The organism is Pseudotamlana agarivorans (genome assembly GCF_018860245.1).
Lineage (GTDB): Bacteria > Bacteroidota > Bacteroidia > Flavobacteriales > Flavobacteriaceae > Pseudotamlana > Pseudotamlana agarivorans_A.
Map to the genome: position 1 here is coordinate 1 of NZ_JAHKPD010000013.1, position 20,086 is coordinate 20,086.

Genomic DNA, 20,086 nt, shown 5'->3' on the forward strand with positions numbered 1-20,086 from the left:
CCCATCAAGATGAAGAGTGATAGTTTGTTTTAAGTCCATTGGATCAAGTGTATTGGCCATATCGCTAGTTTTTAAGCGACAAGGTATTATTAACTTAATCTTTCAAATCAGTTCAATCTGTCTTGTGGCACAAAACGAACCGAAATGCTTGGCACTAACAAACCGAAATCAGTGGCACAAAACGATCCGATGTATCCAATGTGCTATAAGTCACATCGTTTCCTGTTCTATAATGTGTTTATCTTAATTTCTAGATTTTAATTTTTTAAATTAGAGCTCAGTAGATAAATACTTTTAATTTAAGCTCAGGAAAAATTTGAATATTAGAAAGCAGCATGTAGTACTATTGTCCCTTCAATCGCAATTGGGAACTTATCTGTGTTAAAAATCGGATCGCGACTGCGCTCGATTTGACATTCGGATAAAAATCAACTTAAAAATATATAACTAAATACTCACCTCTAAAAGTTTATATGGTAAATAAGCGAAATAAAAAAATGGTGAAATTGTAGTTAAGTTTGAATTGCAAGACTATCGAATTGGTTCTGTCAAGTATAGCATGGTTTTCCTAGAAATTCGAAGTATGTTTTTAATGATCTAAACCTTAAGTGGGCTCTTTTAGGTTAATAATCAAATCCTTAGTAATTGAAAAAAATGATAAGCTGTAAAAAAAAGAGGGGCTATATAGCCCCTCACAAAAGAATATTATTTAAATTGTTGCACTAAAATTAATTAGGACAATTTTCAGAATTAGATTTGAAAATTTTAGCGATTTTCTTGTGTTTGCTTTCAGTTTTGATACATAAATCAGAACCATTATGATACCACAATCTGTAAGTCGTATCTCCTTCAGAGAATTTTTTAACTTCTTTAAACCCACGTTCCTTTAATACAGCATAAGCAGAGGTTGCAACCCATCCATTTAAATCTGTATACTTTGGTGTTTTACTATGGTGACCGTTATTATGGTGATTACCATGGCTATTATTACTTGAATTGAATCCTCTATCGTAAGCGTTAATTAATACTTGAGAACTATAAGCATTTGGAGTCTTGAAACCACGTTTTGCATCTTTTACACCTCTTTTATAGGCTTCATCTTGGCTATCGTTACTGTGGTTGTTGCTTGAATGTGAATTATCAGATGTTTTTCCACAATCAAAAGGCATAGTGTTTACTATAGATTTTACTTTCGCATCTGTAACTCGTGATGTTACACACTTATTTCTGTTACTATTCCACCAGTATGCATAAGCGCTCGTACCGCTTTTTTCAGTTTTGATGTGCTTGTAACCATGCTTTTGCATTTCTTGTTCTAAATAATTAGATTTCATGTTGAGCAGACTAGATAACTCTCTTGTATTGTCCTGTGCCTGCATAGTTAAAGAACCTAAAAATATAGATGCGATTACTAAAAATGTTTTTTTGAATAATTTCATTGTTAAGGGTTTTAAAGTAAATATAATTAAAGATATATTAAATTTCAGTTCTAAACTACTTTTTTAAAATAAAAAGAGAAGCAATGCCCCTTAAGGTATGCCCATAAATCAAGAATTCTAGTAAAGAAAATCTCCTTTAAAAGGTTCATTTCATATGCATTAATCTATATAGGCTATTTTAATTAGTTTCTGGACAAAATGTTTATGGTTTTAATTGATTTGTAGTTGTTTAAAATTTTAATAAATTTTTAAGAAGCCATTGGAAGTCATTTTTTCATGCCTTTTAGTATTTACCAGACAAACTATTTGTACGCCTTATTTCATTGAATTTTTAATTAAAAAAATTACTATAATCGACTTAATAGTTCCGTTTTTTTATTGGTAAATTCATCATCAGAAAGAATGCCTTTATCTTTTAAGCTGGCTAATTTCTCAATTTTAGAAAAAATATCCTCTTCTAAATCTGTATGCGTATCGGTTTGTAGCTCTTGTTCTTGGTTTACTTCATGAAATGAAGGCTGATCGAAATTCTGTATTTCTTCTGGCTGAGCGGATTCCGTCACGTTATTTAAAATACTTTGATTATTGGGGTTGGCTGAAACAATAGGAAGGACTCCTAAATTTACTGGACCATATTGGCTACTAAAACTGACAGAGTAATTGCCGCCTTGTTGTTGACCAACACCTCCTATTTGATGATCTAGGGTATCAAAAATTGTTACTTTTCCATTTTCTTGAATTGCCAAACGGTTAATACCGTTAAAAATCGCATAACTTGTGCCGTTTTGGCTTCCCGTAGAATTGGGAAAACCTAGATCGCCCCACCAATTTGTTCCCTGAGACAGCGACCCATCTGGATTTTTGAATTTTGGTAAAGGTTTATATTGTATAGCACCTTGCCCTATTAGATTTGATAAATCATAACAAATTCCATCTACAAGTGATTTTAGTTGATTATTAAACATGTCTCCAACCATAGTCATACCACCTTGCATCCATTGGCCTCCACCACCAAGTTCGGGAAGATAAAATTGAGCCATAGTACCATTTGTAGTCATCAATGTGTGCGTTAATTCTGTTGTTGTTTCAACACTTATATTGTAACGATTTGCTACATTGGTAATGTTTTGAAAACTGGAATCTGTAAATAATTGGCTCATATCATCCTTCTTTTATAGTGGAAATTTTAAATATCAATTGCTTAACAAAGGTAGGATTAACTCTATTCATTAATTGCAATACAAGCGAGAAGTTTTATAAATATAGCATTATTAACAATTATGTAACATGTTGATTGATAATTGGTTTTATGATATGAAAAGCAATCGTTGATTGTATATTTGTAGATAAATAGGAATGTTTTGGTTTGTGTAGAATTGAAATATTGTTGATATAATTAGACATTAATTGTTAACCATTGCAGAAACTTGTACTGTTACATCTTTCGACATAAGAAAACTGCTGCCTCCAACATTAAAGTCCTGTCGGTTTAATTTGAAATTAATCTGGATTTTTTTAGTAGTAGCTGTCGATTTTAATTGTAATGTACCAGGTATATTTTTTAGAACACCTTTTATGGTTACACGTAATGAAATGTCTTTTTGATAGTTTCCACTTAATTCAAATGCGCTGGTTTCGACAGTTATTTGAGGATATTCAGTTTCGTTAAAATATTTGTCTTCCTGTAAATCGGAGTCTCTCTGATGGTTTCCTGTATTTATACTTTTAGTAAATGCCTGACCAGACAATGAAACATGTGATGCCTTAGTATCTTTTACAATTTTTACAACTGTCTTATTAAAGGTGCCATTTACAGTAAAACCTAGGTTTCTAATTTCAAAATCGACGGCGACCTGTTTTATGTCTTCCTGTGCACTGGAAATAGCTGGTAAAAGAAAAACTAATAGTAGTGTCATTAACTTTTTCATAGTCATGAGTTTATAAATTGAAATAGAAAACAGGCTTGTACACTGTTCGGTGTGTTTTATGAAGATAAGTAAATTTAATTAGAAAAGTAACAAGGATACCTGACTAACGAATTTTAATTTTACTAGGTGTTTACTTGGTAACTTTATTAACCGAATTCATTGGTGTTAGTTAACTTTCTATTCAAGTTTTTTTATAAGTTAAAAGGCGATGTTTAGTTATTATCTAGTTCTCATATATTAATTTATAGAGCGGTATTTTTAAATTTGAAATTAATTCAATTTATAATTTTATTTAATAAAATGCGACAAACAAAGAAATTAAGCGAACTTACACGATTAACTTTATTATTTATTTTTTGTATTAGTTTATACAGCTGTAGTGATTCCGATACTACAGATAGCACCCTGTTGGCCTTAGATAACACCTTGGTAGTATTACAAGATAGTAAAGCGGGAGAAGAAAATCAGGTAGATGTATCTCAAAATGATAATATAGGTGCCAATGGAGGGGATAATGATAATTATAGCTTATTTACAAAGGCCGAAAACGGTGTTGTTACTGAAATCAAAGATGGTGTTTTTCAATATATCCCAAAACTTGATTTTTTTGGTTCGGATAAATTCTCTTACATACTAGAAGATGTTGAAGGTAATAAAGCCATAGCAGATGTTGTTGTGACTGTTATTGAACAGGATGGACCAACAGCAGAAGATTTTAAAAATATAGATCCCAATTTCCCCTCGTTCGTTTCTTTAGAAAATACGACTCCAGATGATCACAATTGGGTTAAATTAGAGTCGATGTCCGATGAATTCGATGCTTGGGATTCTAGTAAATGGTTTAAATCTATTTGGAATTATGGAGTACCAGTTTATATGTCTACTTCTGCATCAAATTCGGGTGTGGCCGACGGTAATTTGTGGATAAGAGCAACTTTAAACGAGAATAACCCTGAAGGACGATGGTTTCAAACTGCTAGAATTCATTCTAAAGCTGAAACGAGCTACCCGATGTACACTGAAGCAAGAATAAAAGCTTCTTTTATATCAGCTTATAACACCTATTGGTTAAATAATGGGAATTCTACCGACCGAGATGAAATTGATATAATCGAAAATAATGCTAAGCCATCTTGTGGTTGTCAACCTGACTTTCCTTTGCAAATGAACTCTCAATATTTTCATGCAGATGCAAATTTGAACCCAGTGGTTATTAGAGATGAAGATAATTATAATCAGAGTAACTTATTAGATGTTAACCCAAATAAAGGCGTAAAATGGCATGAAAATTATCATACTTTTGGGGTGTGGTGGAAAGATTCTAAACACATTCAGTTTTATCTCGATGGTGAACCAGCAGGGCAGGTTGTTGTTGGACATGATCGTTCTGGTGGCGAATATCCAGATCGTGAATTTACAAGGGACCTAGAAATTATTTTTGATTTATGGACCTCGGATGATAATTGGTTAGGAGGTCTTCCTCCTAAAACAGACCTGAAGGACGATTCGATAAATACAATGAAAATTGACTGGGTTAGAACCTGGAAGTTAGTTAAGAAGTAGGGGGTACAATACAATTAGACTAGCTGAAATTGGACTCGAAATGTTTTCCTTTAATAAGTCATGGTACTTAATTCCTGTTTTTAAATAAATAAGTGTTTTTTAAGCATACATATTATAGTGCGGTATTATTACATCAAGAGGCTGCAGAAAAAGTATTAAAGTTACGTCATTTTGAATTTATTTTAGAATCGCATCATATTGATAACCAGTTTTTATGAGCCCTAAATCAAGTTCGGGTTGACAAAAATTATACTTTTTACACAGCCTCTTTATTATTAATTAAAATTCATTTATAAAATCAGTTAAATTATCATTACGTTCTAAGCCTAGTTTTTTACGCAAACGATAACGGGAGGTATGTACACTTTCTACACTAATACCAAGGATAGAAGCCATTTCTTTACTTGAAAAGTTAAGTTTAATTAAAGCACATAATTTTTGATCAGTTTGGCTTAGTTTTGGAAATTTTTCAGTGATATTGGCATAGAAGCTTTGATTTATATTGGTAAAGCGTGCTTCAAACTCTTTCCAGTTACTACTTGTGTTTCCTTGTATGCTTTTTACCATACGTTTAATAACATTAGTGTCTATTTGACTATTTTGCTTTGATAATTTTGAGTTTATCGCTTCTAAAAACTCGTCCTTTTCAATAAGTTGTAAAGCAGAAGATGCCAGTTGTTTGTTTTTCAACTCTATAATATCACTTTGAGTTTTACGTTCAATTTCTTGTTGCTTTTTTAAATTAAGTTTTTCCGATTTATGTTTTATCCTAAGGTTTCTAATAAAAAGTAAAGCGAAAAGTGAAACAAATAAGACTACGACAAATAAAAGTATGGTTTTAAGTAACCAAACTTTATCTTCATGCTCCAATTCAGCCAATCGTTTTTCTTTAATCAACGCATCTTGTTTTTGCTTTTCGACCCTAAAATCATCTTTGATTTCTAGCAAGTGTTGATTGTTTTCACTGCGACCTCCAAAAATATTATTATTTAATTCGTTAGCTTTTAAAAGCGCTTGATAAGCTTCCTTGTATTTGTGGTTAGATTGATATAGATCTGATAAAGCCTGGTAGTTTCTTGGGGCATAATTACTGTGCGTATGGTATTTGTCTCCATAGATTAGCGATTTTTGTAAATAAGCTTCACTCAATTTAAAGTTATTCATATCGCGATATACCTCGCCTAACAAATAATAAATAATGGTAAGGTATGAAGGGTCCGTTTCTTCAAAATAAGCTTCAGCATCCTTTAATTTACCTATGCCTTCAATAGAATTTCCTTCTTTGCTTTGTATAAAACCCAATTCAGATTGTGCAAAATAGGGGGGTTTATCGGTTATTTTTTCATGATATAGATTACTGCTGTCAAGATATTTACGAGCTAGTTTGTAGTTTTCTTTATTTCGATAGAAAACGGCGATAGAAAAATAATCACTCCTTAAATTGGTATTATAATCAACAGGATCAATTTTTAATTTTTTATCAATCGCTATCGATTTGTTGAAGTATTTTAAAGCCTCATTTTCTCTCTTATAGTAACTGTATAACCACCCCAATTGATTATATATACTAGCAATGGATATCGAATCTTGAGATTTGTCTGCTAAAAGCAAGGCATTCCAGTAGCCATCGTATGATTTACCATAATTTACGTTGTGTGCGTATAAAAATGATAATTCTTTCAAGCTTTTTATGGCTGATAAGGTGTCTTTTTTCTGAAGTTGAAAATTTACACTCTTTTCAAAATACCCCGCAGCTTTATTAGGCTGGTCATATTTTAAAATTTCAGCTTTTAGGTAAAAGGAGTCATTTTCTATTTCCGTTTGACTAAATATTTCCTGAACATGAAAATATGATAATGCAATGCACAAGATAAATTTTAATGGTTTCATAAGGTTTAGTTGTTAGTTAGTTTGTCTCGTAAATTTGTGGTGGGGACTCGTTTTTTCAAATTTATGTAAAAAAACGACTGTAATACATGTGATTATCTAGGTAGTTATGTTCTGAGGTCTAGTTGTGTCTAGTTAATGTTGGTTGTGTTTTTTCTTAAAATAGACTATAATGACCTGTAAATAAGTTTGTTAGTTGTTTTTTTTGTTTCGCTGTGTCGTTGTGTTGTTGAGTAAGTTGTTTTTTATAAATGTTCAGTTGTTGTCTAGTGTGTATCATGATTTTTAGCTTATTAGCAAGCAGGGAATTCCTATAATTTAATAGAAGAGAAAGTGGAATTCTCAATTTTAATCATGAAAACTATTGATTATTCAATCTTGATAAATGTCTTTATAGTACACTATTGTTTGTCATGTTCAGTTGCTTTTTGGGTTAAAGGAATTGAATATATTATTTTAATGTCGTGAAGGCTTTTTTCTAATTGCGTATTACAAAAGTAAATCTAGATTTAATATATAATCGGGAATTTATTTCTTGATCTCTTGTCTGTCATTAATGGGTAGCGTTAACTGTAATAATTAAACAGGTGCTGTCTAGCATTCTTAATACTGGACAATCTATACTTATTTATTTTCTAGCGTTGTAAATGCTACTGCTCCTTTATGTGGTATCCATATCATTGGGGTGGTATTCACTTCAGTGGTGGTTATGTCAATCATGCGCCTTCAATTACTATAATGTTTTAGTGATAGGTATTTCGTTTGTGGCTAACCGCTTGATCTATTTTTAAGTAAATTTTTCAATTCATTGTTTTATTTCCATTATTCGCTGAAGGTTGGTTCTGCCTATAATAATTTCTATGTCATTGTCTGCCTAAAAATAAGATTCACGAATTTTTGAGATTCTTCAAAATGAAATATTGAAAGTTTTTGGTTATTCTTTTTATGGAAAAAACATCTGACGTTTTTGTTATGTTGAGTGTTTTTGCAGATAAAATCGAGGTGAAATTTAATTTGTACAGTTATAGTCTAGTCTTTATACATTGATGTTGAGCCATATTCAGCCAAATTTGTAATCTAATAAATTATTAAAAATGAAGAATGTTTTCTGTGTTGTTTTTATTTTATCCGCTCAATTTTTGTGTTATTCTCAAAACCTAGAGAAAATTGAAAGAGAATTGGATTTTAATTTGGATTGGAGATTCTATTTAAGTGACGAAGATGTAGATGAAAAACGTATAAAGGCATCAAGTTATAAAAAAGTTAATCTGCCCCACGACTGGGTTGTTGAGCATGATTTTGATGAATCTTTAGGTAATGATGCTAAAGCCACTGGTTTTATTCCGAGTGCAGGTTATGGCTATTATAAGAAAACGTTTAACCTTGTTCCTTCTACAAATACGAAAACCTATATTCTTTTTGATGGTGTTTATAATAATTCTGAAACTTATTTAAACGGACATAAATTAGGATTCCATCCTTATGGTTATTCTCCATTTTACTATGACATCACAGCTTATTTAAATACTGAAAATGGAAGTAATGAAATTCTAGTTAAGGTGGATCATAGTAGGTTTGCCGATAGTCGTTGGTATACCGGTGCAGGTATTTATAGAAATGTTGCTTTAATCACAACAAATAAATTGCATATACCAGTTTGGGGAACTTTTGTTACAACACCCGAAATATCAGAAAAAAAGGCTACAGTTAATTCAAAAGTTAAAATTAAAAATGATTTTCAATCTTTAAAAAAAGGAGATTTAAAAATAGAAATATTCAATGCATCTGGAAAGTTGATTGCCGAAAGTTTATCTAGTATAAAACTGAAAGGTGGATCATCTTTAGAAATCTCAAAAACATTACAGGTTAGTAACCCTAAACTTTGGAGTGTTGATTCTCCTTATTTATATACTATAGTTCATTCAATTGTTCAAGAAAATAAAGTTATAGATCAGACCAGAAGTAAACTTGGAATTCGATCTATAAAATTCGATGCGAATACTGGTTTTTTTCTAAATGGTAAAAACATGAAAATAAAGGGGGTTTGTTTACATCATGACGGTGGGTTAGTTGGATCGGCCGTACCAGAAGGTGTTTGGGAAAGACGTCTTAAAATTTTAAAAGAGGGTGGCGTAAATGCCGTTAGAATCTCACATAACCCAGGGTCTAATGAATTTTTAGACTTGTGTGACGAAATGGGGTTTCTAGTTCAAGATGAGTTTTTTGATGAATGGGATAACCCAAAAGATAAGCGTTTAAATACGAATGAGAAGAGTGTAGATTATGTGACCAGAGGTTATCAGGAACATTTCCAAGAATGGGCAGAAAAAGATTTAACAAATGTAATGTTAAGCCATCGTAACCATCCTTCAATTTTTCAGTGGAGTATTGGGAATGAAATAGAGTGGACTTACCCGAGAAATGCGGATGCTACTGGTTTTTTTGGAAACATGAATTGGGATGGTAATTACTTTTGGTCTGCACCACCATATTCAATAGATAAAATAAAAGAACAGCTCAAAACCTTGCCTAAAGGTAAGTATGATATAGGTGAAACTGCAGCAAAATTATCAAAATGGACTAAAGCCTTAGATACAACACGCCCAGTGACAGCAAACATGATTTTGCCTTCGGTAAGTCATTTATCTGGTTATGCAGATGCTTTAGATGTTATAGGTTATAGCTACCGTCGTGTATTATACGATTACGGTCATGAAAATTACCCCGAAAAGCCCATCATGGGAACTGAAAATCTGGCCCAATACCACGAATGGAAAGCCATAATGGAGCGTCCGTTTATTTCTGGAACTTTCCTTTGGACAGGTATTGATTATATGGGTGAAATTAGAGCCCCTTGGCCAATGCGAGTGCAGCCTTCTGGTTTGCTAAATACCGCAGGTTTTAGAAAGGGTTCCTATTTTATGATGCAGTCTCTTTGGACAGAAAAACCTATGATACATATTGCTACTCAAAACATTGAGAAATCACTTAATAAAATTAATGAAAAAGGTGAGATTGTAGCCAAAAACCCTAAAAAGTGGCAAAATGCTTTATGGGAATGGCAGGATGTTAATACGCATTGGAATTATAAAGAAAACGAGATAATTGCTATTGAAATGTATTCCAACTGTGATGAGATTGAATTGTTTTTAAATGATAAATCTTTAGGGGTAAAGTACTTAAAAGATTTTCAAGATCATATTTATAAATGGGGTGTTCCATTTGCTTCAGGAACCTTATTAGCTAAAGGATCAAAAAATGGGGTTCAAACGGAATCTAGGCTGGTCACGGCTACTAAATCTTCTGAAATACAATTAACAGCCGATGACCTTACTCTGGAAGCAAATCACTACGACGTTTCAAATATTGTAATACAATTAAAAGACAATCAAGGCAACCCAGTTGTTACCGATGATCGTGAGATTACGTTTGAAGTTACTGGTCCAGCGAAATTATTAGGTGTTGATAATGGATGGAACAAGAGTGTGCAACCTTTTCAATCTCATGTAAATACCACGTTTAACGGAAAAACATTAGTGGTTCTTCAAGCAACAGGAGATTCTGGAACGATTAAACTTAAAGCTAAAGGAAAAGGCTTGAAAACAGAATTGATTTCAATAAAAAGCAATTAAAAAAATAAAAAGTATGAAAGCAACACATTATGAGGGGAATAAAACCTTCACTGTAATTGAAAAACAAATTGTAGAGCCAGCTGCTGGCGAAGTACGAATTAAAGTGGCTTATGTTGGTGTTTGTGGTACAGATGTTCATATATATCATGGAATGATGGATAAAAGAGTAAACATTCCTGTAACAATCGGACACGAAATGTCTGGTGTTATTGATGCTGTTGGAGCAGATGTAACGAATTATGCTGTAGGTGATAAAGTAGTCGTACGTCCATTGGATGATAGAAAAGTAAAAGCTTCAGATAAAGGATTTAATCATATTTGCGAAGAATTAAAATTTATTGGCATTGATAGTGAAGGTGCGATGCAACAATATTGGAATGTCCCAACATTTACTCTTCATAAATTAAAGGAAACAACCGACTTAAAGTTGGCTGCATTAATTGAGCCACTATCGGTTGCAACTCATGATGTGCGTAGAAGTGGATTGAAAAAAGGAGAAACCGCTGTCGTATTGGGTGGAGGACCAATTGGTTTATTAGTAGCGATGGTTGCCAAAGAAGTTGGGGCTCAGGTAATTATTTCTGAAGTTAACCCTAAACGTATTGAGAAGGCAAAAGCCTTAGGCTTTGACGCTGTTAGCCCAATTGATGTAGATTTAGTTGAATATGTAAAAGGCAAAACGGACAACCGTAGAGCCGATGTGGTTTTTGAAGTTGCCGGGGTACAACCTGCCTTGGATATTATGTGTGAAGTAGCTGGAATTAGGGGGCGTATTGTTATGGTCGCTATTCATGGTGTTAAAAAAGAGGTTGATCTATTTAAATTTTTCTGGAAAGAATTATCATTAATCGGTGCGAGAGTTTACGAAAAAGTAGATTATGAAAAGTCGATTGAATTGATAACTGCAAACGAATTGCCATTCGAAGATATGATTACCGATGTACAACCACTAAGTAACATTCAACAGGTATTTGAAAATATAGACAATAACCCCGATGGCTTGAAAGTCTTAATGGATTGTCAATTGTAATAACAAAAAAAATTAAAGACATGAGTATTTTAAAAACATTCAGTTTAGAAGGAAAAACAGCTTTAGTTACCGGTTGTAAAAGAGGAATTGGTAAAGCTATGGCTATTGGTTTGGCTGAGGCTGGAGCTAACATTATTGGTGTTTCGGCTTCTTTAGAGTTAAACGGTAGCCAAGTTGAAAAAGAGGTTCAAGCGGTAGGTAAAAATTTCAGCGCATACCAGTGTGATTTTTCAGACAGAAAATCATTATACACTTTTATTGAAGCCGTTAAAAATGATCATCCACAAATTGACATTTTAGTAAACAATGCAGGAACAATTTTAAGAACTCCTGCAGCGGAACATCCAGATGAAATGTGGGATAAAGTAATTGAAGTCAATCAAAATGCACAGTTTATCTTAACGCGTGAGTTTGGTAGAGATATGGTGGCAAGGGGATCAGGTAAGGTGATTTTCACAGCCTCATTATTAACTTTTCAAGGAGGTATTACTGTACCAGGATATGCAGCAAGTAAAGGAGCTATAGGTCAATTAACCATGGCTTTTGCTAACGAATGGGCTGGTAAAGGTGTTAATGTAAATGCTATTGCTCCAGGGTATATTGCAACAGATAATACAGAAGCATTAAGAAATGATGCAGTAAGATCAGAGTCTATTTTATCACGTATTCCAGCAGGACGTTGGGGTGAGGCAAAAGATTTTGCTGGACCAACAGTATTCCTTGCTTCAGAAGCGGCTGCTTATATGCACGGTTCTATCGTTTTAGTAGACGGTGGCTGGATGGGAAGATAATTCAGAATCAATAATTATAATTTAGGTTAAAAAATGAATAACATAAAAGTATCGATACTTGTAATGTGTTTTATGCTTTTGGGTGTGTGCCATAAGGTTTATGCTCAAAAGCAACCTAATATTGTATTTATTTTGGCTGATGATGCTGGTTATGCCGATTTTGGGTTTCAAGGCAGTAAAGCGTTTAAAACTCCGCAATTAGATAAATTAGCTTCACAGAGTATTCGCTTTACTCAAGCATATGTGTCGGCAGCAGTATGCGGGCCTTCTCGTGCAGGTATTTTAACAGGAAAATATCAACAACGTTTTGGTTATGAGGAAAATAATGTCCCTGGTTATATGAGTGCTTCTGGTACCACTGGAGACGATATGGGGCTACCTCTTGATCAGAAACTAATGTCCGAATATTTAAAAGAACAAGGTTATAAAACTGCTATATTCGGGAAATGGCACATGGGAAATGCAGATAAATTTCACCCAACAAAGCGTGGTTTTGATACTTTTTATGGTTTTAGAGGTGGTGCTAGAAGTTATTATGAATTTGATAAAAATAACACCAATAACCGAAAAGAAGATCGCATGGAGCACGGTTTTGGCAAATACGAAGAATCAAAATTATATTTAACAGATGCTTTGGCAGATGCCACTATCGATTTTATTGAAGAAAATAAAAGTCAACCCTTTTTTGTGTACCTATCCTTTAACGCAGTACATACTCCTATGGAGGCACGTCGTGACGATTTAAAACAATTTCCAAATCTAGAAGGGAAAAGAAAAACCTTAGCAGCTATGGCGCTAGGTCTAGACCGTGCCTGTGGAAAAGTCTTAGAGAAATTGGATGAACTGGGTTTAAGAGAAAACACGCTTATTGTTTTTACCAACGATAATGGCGGTCCAACGGACACCAATGCATCGTCAAATAAACCTTTAGGAGGCACAAAAGCAAATCATCTTGAAGGCGGTATTCGTGTTCCATTTTTAATGTCCTTACCGGAACAAGTAAAGAAAAACACGCTGTATACTAATCCAATTAGTACATTAGATTTATTACCAACGTTTTACCAAATAGCAGGTGGTGACGAAAAAAATATGACCGATTTAGATGGAGTAAACTTGCTGCCATTTATTAGCGGAGAAAATAAAGCAAGACCACACGAAACCTTGTTTTGGAAAAAAGAAGTACGTGGTGCAATACGTTATAAAGATTTGAAATTAATTCGGTATCCTGATAGACCGGCAGAGTTATACAATTTAGCTGAAGATGAAGCTGAAGTGAACAACATAGCAAGTGCCAATCCTACATTAGTAAACGAATTATACAAACGCTTTTTTGAATGGGAAGTTTCTTTAGAACGCCCACACTGGATGCTTAAACACCTTTATGAAGGAAAAGCTATAGAACGATTAGATAGATATAGAAATACAACGAATTAAAATTAATTATTATGGCAGAAATAAAAGATTATCAGTTATTTATAAATGGTGAATGGAGAACATCAACTTCGGGAGAAACCATTGATATCGTAAGTCCGTCTACAGAAGAAGTTGTCGCACGTGTACAAAACGGAACAGCTGAAGAAGCTAACGAAGCTTTAGAAGCTGCCGATAAAGCTCAAAAAGAATGGAAGAAATTGCCTGCTCGCGAACGTGCAGATTTGTTATATAAATTAGCTGATGAAATTGAAGCAAATACAGAATATTTAGCTCAATTATTGACTAAAGAACAAGGGAAGTTATTAAAAGTAGCTCGTTTTGAGGTTGCTGTTACTGCTTCATTTATTAGATACGCATGTGAAGGTGCAAGAAGAATTGAAGGTGATATTATTCCTTCCGATAATCCGAATGAGCAAATTTGGATTCAAAAAATCCCTCGTGGTGTAGTAGTGGCTATTACCGCATGGAACTTCCCATTAGCTTTAGCCGGTCGTAAATTAGGTCCAGCTTTAGTAGCAGGTAATACGATTGTAATTAAACCAACTTCTGAAACGCCATTGGCAACTTTAGAGTTAGGAAATTTAGCCAATAAAGTAGGAATTCCTGCAGGTGTTATTAATATCCTTACAGGGCCAGGCCGTGTGATGGGGAATACCTTAGTAGAGAGCCCAATAACCAAAATGGTAACAATGACAGGTTCTACACCTGTGGGACAGCAAATTGCAAGAATTGCTGCCGATAACCTAACCCATGTTCAGTTAGAATTAGGGGGTAAAGCGCCGTTTATTGTGTTTGAAGATGCTGATATTGATGCGGCTGTAGCTAGTGCACTGCATTCTCGTTTTGATAATTGCGGACAAGTTTGTACTTGTAACGAGCGTATGTATGTGCACGAGGCTATTTATGACACGTTCATGGAGAAGTTTATCGCGGCAACCAAAGCCATTAAAGTGGGTGACCCAATGCTAGAGGATACCGATATGGGGCCAAAGGTAAATGCTTCAGAATTAAAACACATGGAGCATTTAGTGAAAGTGAGTATTGATGAAGGAGCAACGGTTGCGACTGGAGGAAAACGTCCAGAAGGTGCTCAGTTTGAAAAAGGCTACTGGTTTGAACCAACGGTGCTTACAAACGTAACCCAAGACATGACTATTGTGCATGAAGAATCTTTCGGACCAATTTTACCAGTATTAAAATTTAGCTCATTTGATGAAGTTATAGGATATGCTAATGACTGTGAATACGGTTTAGCCGCTATGGTATTTACTAACGATATGAACACGATCATGAAGTGTAATGATGAGTTAGAATATGGAGAAATCTATGTGAATAGAGGTCATGGTGAGCAGCATCAAGGTTTTCATAACGGATATAAGTTATCGGGTTCTGGAGGTGAAGATGGTAAATATGGTTTCGAACAATATTTAGAAAAGAAGACATTTTATATTAAACATAAAGCCTAATTTTTTGCTATGGAGAACCCTTTGATTAAAATAGCACTGCGCACGATGCTGGTTGTTTTTTGTGTCTTTATTGTTAGCTGTAAGGATGATAAGAATTCGGTTAAGTTAGCGGCTAATACTGACGAAACACAAACAAAACCAAATGTTGTTGTTATATATTTAGATGATTTAGGGTATGGCGATTTAAGTAGCTACGGAGCTACTGAAATACAAACACCAAATATTGATAACATCGTAAACGGCGGGGTACGGTTTACCAATGGCTATGCCACTTCGGCAACTTGTACACCTAGTCGCTATGCTATTTTAACGGGGAGTTACCCATGGCGAAATAAAGATGCCAAAATATTACCAGGAACGGCGCCATTACTTATATCCACAAATCAAGAAACGCTACCAAAAGTTTTTAAATCAAAAGGCTATACAACGGCTGTGGTTGGTAAATGGCATTTGGGGCTAGGTAATGGGCATACCAATTGGAATGAACATATTTCTCCTGGACCTAATGAAGTGGGCTTTGATTATTCTTATATCATGGCTGCTACACAAGACCGCGTGCCTACGGTATATATTCAAGATGGCAATGTGGTTGGTTTAGACCCAAACGATCCTATTGAAGTTAATTATCAAAAGAATTTTGAAGGAGAACCAACAGCCATTTCTAATCCGGAGTTGTTGAAAATGACTTGGCATCACGGGCATAATAACAGTATTGTAAACGGTATTCCAAGAATTGGTTATATGAAGGGTGGCGAAGCTGCAAAGTGGAGCGATGAAGATATGGCCGATCACTTTTTAGTAAAGGCTCAAAATTATGTAAAAAATCACAAGGATGAACCGTTCTTTTTGTACTACGCTTTACAGCAACCACACGTACCTAGAACACCACATCCACGCTTTGTGGGTAAATCAGGAATGGGGCCTCGTGGTGATGTGATTTTAGAGGCTGACTGGGTCATAGGTGAATTCATGAAAACTTTAAAAGAAGAAGGTGTTTTAGAAAATACCTTAATCGTTTTTTCTAGTGATAATGGTCCTGTATTAAACGATGGCTACAATGATGATGCTGTTGAAAAAATAGGAAACCATGATCCTAAAGGCGGTCTACGTGGTGGAAAATACAGTTTGTATGAAGCTGGAAGCCGTGTGCCGTTTGCTACCTATTGGAAAGGAAAAATTACTCCAAAAACATCTTCAGCTCTTGTAAGTCAAATTGATTTATTGGCCTCTTTAGCTAACTTAATTGATGCAGAGGTTACAGATCAAAATGATAGTCAGAACCTGTTACCTGTTTTTATGGGTAATACTGAAAACGGTAGAAATGCTTTAATCATTGAAGCCAATACTAAAACAGCCTTACGCTCAGGTGATTGGTTGCTTATACCACCTTATGAAGGGCGTTCTTTTTATGAAGACGTGCAAATTGAGATAGGTTTGTCTACAGATTTTCAACTGTATAATTTGTTAACAGACCCAGGACAAAAATTTAATGTAGCCCAATCTCATCCTTCAAAACTTAAAAATATGATTACACAGTTTAAAAAGTTACGAGGAGATGCCTATTCAAGTTTAGACGAATTAGAACTTAAATAAATTATAGAAAATTAAATGGTTCATTTAAACACATATAGCCTTAAGTGTTTATGGCTTGGTTTGCTGTGCACAATTCAGTTTGTAAACGGACAAAATCAACCGTGGTTTCAAACCGATTTACCTTTTGAGGAACGGGTAGATTTACTATTGGACGCCATGACCTTGGAGGAAAAATGTAGTCAGTTTATGTCTGATTCTCCAGCGATTGATCGCTTAGGAGTGCCAGAATATAACTGGTGGAATGAAGCCTTACATGGTATTGCACGAAATGGTAAGGCGACTATTTTTCCGCAAGGTATTGCCATGGGCGCAACGTTTAACCCAGACTTAATACAAGAGGTTGCCAATGCCATATCTGATGAAGGACGCGCTAAATTTGAGGTGTCTAAATCCATAGGAAATCGAGGTATGTACGCAGGGTTAACCTATTGGTCGCCTAATGTTAATATTTTTAGAGATCCACGCTGGGGTCGTGGCCAAGAAACCTATGGTGAAGATCCTTTTTTAACGTCTCAAATTGGAGTAGCTTTTGTTAAAGGGCTACAAGGTGACCATCCTAAATATTTTAAATCTACAGCCTGTGCCAAGCATTTTGCGGTACATTCTGGCCCTGAAGCCTTACGACATAGTTTTAATGCGAGTCCGTCAAAATTAGATTTTCACGAAACCTATTTACCTGCTTTTGAATCTTTGGTTAAAGAAGGCCAAGTTCAAGGGGTTATGGGCGCTTATAATGCGGTGTATGGCGAACCGTCAACGAGTAGTACCTTTCTTTTAGATGATATTTTGAAAAAAGAATGGGGCTTTGATGGCTATATCGTTTCAGATTGCGGTGCTTTAGGAGATATTCTAAAAGGACATAAAAAAGCCAAAACACAAGAAGAAGCTGCTGCCTTAGCCATGATGGCGGGCGTTAATTTAAACTGTGGTTGGGTGTATGGTAAATTGTTCTCAGCAGTAGAGCAGGGTCTGATTTCAGAAAAAATGATTGATGAGCGCCTAAAGACCTTATTTCTAACGCGTTTTAAATTGGGCTTCTTTGATGCTGATGCTCAAAACCCATATACCAAAATTGGCACCGATGTAATCAATTCTGAGAAACATCAAGCCATAGCTCGAAAAGCTGCACAGCAGTCTATCGTATTATTGAAAAATGAGGGCGACGTATTGCCTTTAAAAAAAGATATAAAATCACTGTATGTGACCGGTTCTTTTGCGGCTTCTACAGAAATATTAATAGCAAATTATTATGGTATGTCACCAAATATGGTGACCGTCCTTGAGGGGGTTATAGACAAGGTGTCTTTAGGAACTTCTGTGGAATACCGTTTAGGTGTTTTACCTTTTCAGCAGAACTTAAACCCTTTAAACTGGGCCCCTCAGGTGGCAAAAACGACTACGGCAACAATTCTGGTAGCCGGAATTTCTAATGAAATTGAAGGCGAAGAGGTTGATGCCATTGCATCAGAGCATAAAGGAGATCGCAAAGATTTAAAATTACCACAAAGTCAGATTGACTACATCAAAGAAATTAGTGAAAATAAGGTCGGCCCTTTAATTTTAGTCATTGGTACTGGAAGTCCGGTGGCCTTAGATGAAATAGAGCCTTATGTTGATGGCATTGTATTAATGTGGTATCCAGGAGAGCAAGGTGGAAATGCAGTTGCCGATGTTATTTTTGGAGACGTTTCGCCTTCAGGGCATCTACCCATTACTTTTCCTAAAAACGTGTCGCAATTGCCTCCTTTTGATGATTACAGCATGAAAGGACGCACTTATAAATACATGGATGAAGTGCCTATGTACCCTTTCGGATTCGGATTGGGTTACGGTGAAATTTCATTAAAAAATGCTAAAACCACAACAAAAAACATTAAAAAAGGCGATGCTTTAAGCTTTTCAGTCACTGTAAAAAATGAAAGCGCTATAGACTTGGAAGATGTGATTCAGGTTTATTTAATTCCTGAAGATGATTTAGGTTTTCTACCAAAATACGCTTTAAAAGCCTTTAAAAGAATTCAACTGAAATCAGGAGAAACGCAAGATTTAAAATTTACGTTAACCGATCAAGATTTTTATCAAACCAATTTAGAAGGAAAAAAAGCGTGGCTAAAAGGCAACTACAAGTTAGCCATATCCAATGCCTTACCCAGCAAGCGTAGTGCTGATCTAGGGGCAGCAAAACCCTCTGAATTGGCTATTAAATTGCAATAAAAATTAAAAAATATGAGTACAAAAATATCAAACATAAAAACCCAATTATTTACCGTGCCATTGCCAGAAGTGATGTCTGACGCCAAACACGGTGATCATTATCATTTTGAATTAGTTACGGTTACAATAACCTTAGAAGACGGTAGTGAAGGAACAGGTTATACTTATACTGGTGGAAAGGGCGGATTTGCCATTAAAGCTATGGTAGAGCACGACTTTACTGAAGCTTTAATTGGTAAAGACGGCACAGATGTAGAAGGCATTTATGATTTTCTAGAGTGGCATATTCACTATGTAGGTCGTGGTGGAATTGCCTCATTCGCGATTTCAGCGGTAGATATTGCCCTTTGGGATATTCGTTGTAAAAAAGCAGGTCAACCGCTTTGGAAAATGGCTGGAGGCGCAGGAAATACTTGTAAAGCCTATTGTGGTGGTATCGATTTAATGTTTCCTATTGAAAAACTTTTAGGAAATATGAAAGGTTACCTAGAAAGCGGATTTAACGCTGTGAAAATTAAAATAGGCCGTGATAATTTGGAAGAAGACTTAGAACGTATAAAAGCGGTTCGTGAATATATTGGCCCAGATGTGACCTTTATGGTAGATGCTAATTATTCCATGACTGTTGAGCAGGCTATTAAAGCTATTGAAGGCTTCAAAGACCAAAACATTACTTGGTTTGAAGAACCTATAATTCCAGATCACTACAAAGGCTATGCTGAAATCGTTGAAGCAACAGGTTTTCCTTTAGCAATGGGTGAAAATTTACATACCATACATGAATTTGAATATGCTTTTGAGCTGTCTAAATTATCTTTTATTCAACCTGATGCTTCCAATTGTGGTGGGGTGACTGGTTGGTTAGCAGCGGCACGATTAGCCGATAAACACGGTATCCCAGCTTGTTCTCACGGCATGCAAGAGCTGCATGTGAGTTTAGTCTCTGCTCAACCCAATTCAGGGTGGTTAGAGGTGCATAGTTTTCCTATCGATCAATATACAACGCGTCCATTAGTGGTGGAGAATTACAGGGCAGTTGCTCCAGATTGCCCAGGAATAGGTGTTATTTTCAATTGGGAAAAATTAAGTCCGTACGAACAACAATAAAC

General features: G+C 35.1%; 13 protein-coding genes. 9 read left to right on the top strand and 4 right to left on the bottom strand.

Features of this window, described 5'->3' with window-relative positions; all coding sequences use genetic code 11:
• Nucleotides 1–728: 728 nt before the first annotated feature.
• The 3 genes from KO493_RS08915 to KO493_RS08925 all read right to left on the bottom strand — a co-directional run bounded on the left by KO493_RS08915 (nucleotide 729) and on the right by KO493_RS08925 (nucleotide 3,367).
• Nucleotides 729–1,439, bottom strand: coding sequence for a hypothetical protein (locus KO493_RS08915; protein ID WP_216067609.1), 711 nt, complete (start codon nucleotides 1,437–1,439; stop codon nucleotides 729–731).
• A gap of 347 nt (nucleotides 1,440–1,786) precedes the next feature.
• On the bottom strand, nucleotides 1,787–2,599 hold the full coding sequence (locus KO493_RS08920) for an SHOCT domain-containing protein (RefSeq protein WP_216067610.1): 813 nt from the start codon (nucleotides 2,597–2,599) through the stop codon (nucleotides 1,787–1,789).
• Between the two features lie 243 nt (nucleotides 2,600–2,842).
• Nucleotides 2,843–3,367, bottom strand: coding sequence for a YceI family protein (locus tag KO493_RS08925; protein WP_216067611.1), 525 nt, complete (start codon nucleotides 3,365–3,367; stop codon nucleotides 2,843–2,845).
• Nucleotides 3,368–3,667: 300 nt separating this feature from the next.
• On the opposite strand from KO493_RS08925, the gene KO493_RS08930 reads away from it, so the two are divergent.
• Nucleotides 3,668–4,930, top strand: coding sequence for an Ig-like domain-containing protein (locus tag KO493_RS08930; RefSeq protein ID WP_216067612.1), 1,263 nt, complete (start codon nucleotides 3,668–3,670; stop codon nucleotides 4,928–4,930).
• A 279-nt stretch (nucleotides 4,931–5,209) separates the two neighbouring features.
• Here the strand turns inward: KO493_RS08930 and KO493_RS08935 are convergent, their stop codons facing one another.
• Nucleotides 5,210–6,820 carry a hypothetical protein gene (locus KO493_RS08935; RefSeq protein WP_216067613.1) on the bottom strand — a complete coding sequence of 537 codons (1,611 nt, stop codon included), beginning with the start codon at nucleotides 6,818–6,820 and terminating at the stop codon, nucleotides 5,210–5,212.
• Nucleotides 6,821–7,911: 1,091 nt separating this feature from the next.
• On the opposite strand from KO493_RS08935, the gene KO493_RS08940 reads away from it, so the two are divergent.
• From KO493_RS08940 to KO493_RS08975, 8 genes are read left to right on the top strand one after another with little or no spacing between them, the layout of a single operon-like run.
• Nucleotides 7,912–10,449: a glycoside hydrolase family 2 TIM barrel-domain containing protein gene (locus KO493_RS08940; protein ID WP_216067614.1), complete on the top strand. Its 2,538-nt coding sequence runs from the start codon at nucleotides 7,912–7,914 to the stop codon at nucleotides 10,447–10,449.
• 13 nt (nucleotides 10,450–10,462) lie between these two features.
• Nucleotides 10,463–11,479, top strand: coding sequence for a zinc-dependent alcohol dehydrogenase (locus tag KO493_RS08945; RefSeq protein ID WP_216067615.1), 1,017 nt, complete (start codon nucleotides 10,463–10,465; stop codon nucleotides 11,477–11,479).
• Nucleotides 11,480–11,505: 26 nt separating this feature from the next.
• Nucleotides 11,506–12,270 carry an SDR family NAD(P)-dependent oxidoreductase gene (locus KO493_RS08950; RefSeq protein ID WP_216067813.1) on the top strand — a complete coding sequence of 255 codons (765 nt, stop codon included), beginning with the start codon at nucleotides 11,506–11,508 and terminating at the stop codon, nucleotides 12,268–12,270.
• 33 nt (nucleotides 12,271–12,303) lie between these two features.
• Complete coding sequence (locus tag KO493_RS08955; RefSeq protein ID WP_216067616.1) at nucleotides 12,304–13,704, top strand: sulfatase; 1,401 nt, start codon at nucleotides 12,304–12,306, stop codon at nucleotides 13,702–13,704.
• An 11-nt stretch (nucleotides 13,705–13,715) separates the two neighbouring features.
• Nucleotides 13,716–15,170 carry an aldehyde dehydrogenase gene (gene aldA, locus KO493_RS08960; protein WP_252723197.1) on the top strand — a complete coding sequence of 485 codons (1,455 nt, stop codon included), beginning with the start codon at nucleotides 13,716–13,718 and terminating at the stop codon, nucleotides 15,168–15,170.
• Nucleotides 15,171–15,179: 9 nt separating this feature from the next.
• Entirely contained in the window at nucleotides 15,180–16,763 is a 1,584-nt protein-coding gene (locus KO493_RS08965; RefSeq protein ID WP_252723198.1) for a sulfatase family protein, read from the top strand.
• Nucleotides 16,764–16,778: 15 nt separating this feature from the next.
• Entirely contained in the window at nucleotides 16,779–18,977 is a 2,199-nt protein-coding gene (locus KO493_RS08970) for a glycoside hydrolase family 3 C-terminal domain-containing protein (protein ID WP_216067617.1), read from the top strand.
• Nucleotides 18,978–18,989: 12 nt separating this feature from the next.
• Nucleotides 18,990–20,084, top strand: a complete 1,095-nt coding sequence (locus KO493_RS08975) for a mandelate racemase/muconate lactonizing enzyme family protein (protein WP_216067618.1) — start codon at nucleotides 18,990–18,992, stop codon at nucleotides 20,082–20,084.
• The last annotated feature ends 2 nt before the right edge of the window (nucleotides 20,085–20,086 follow it).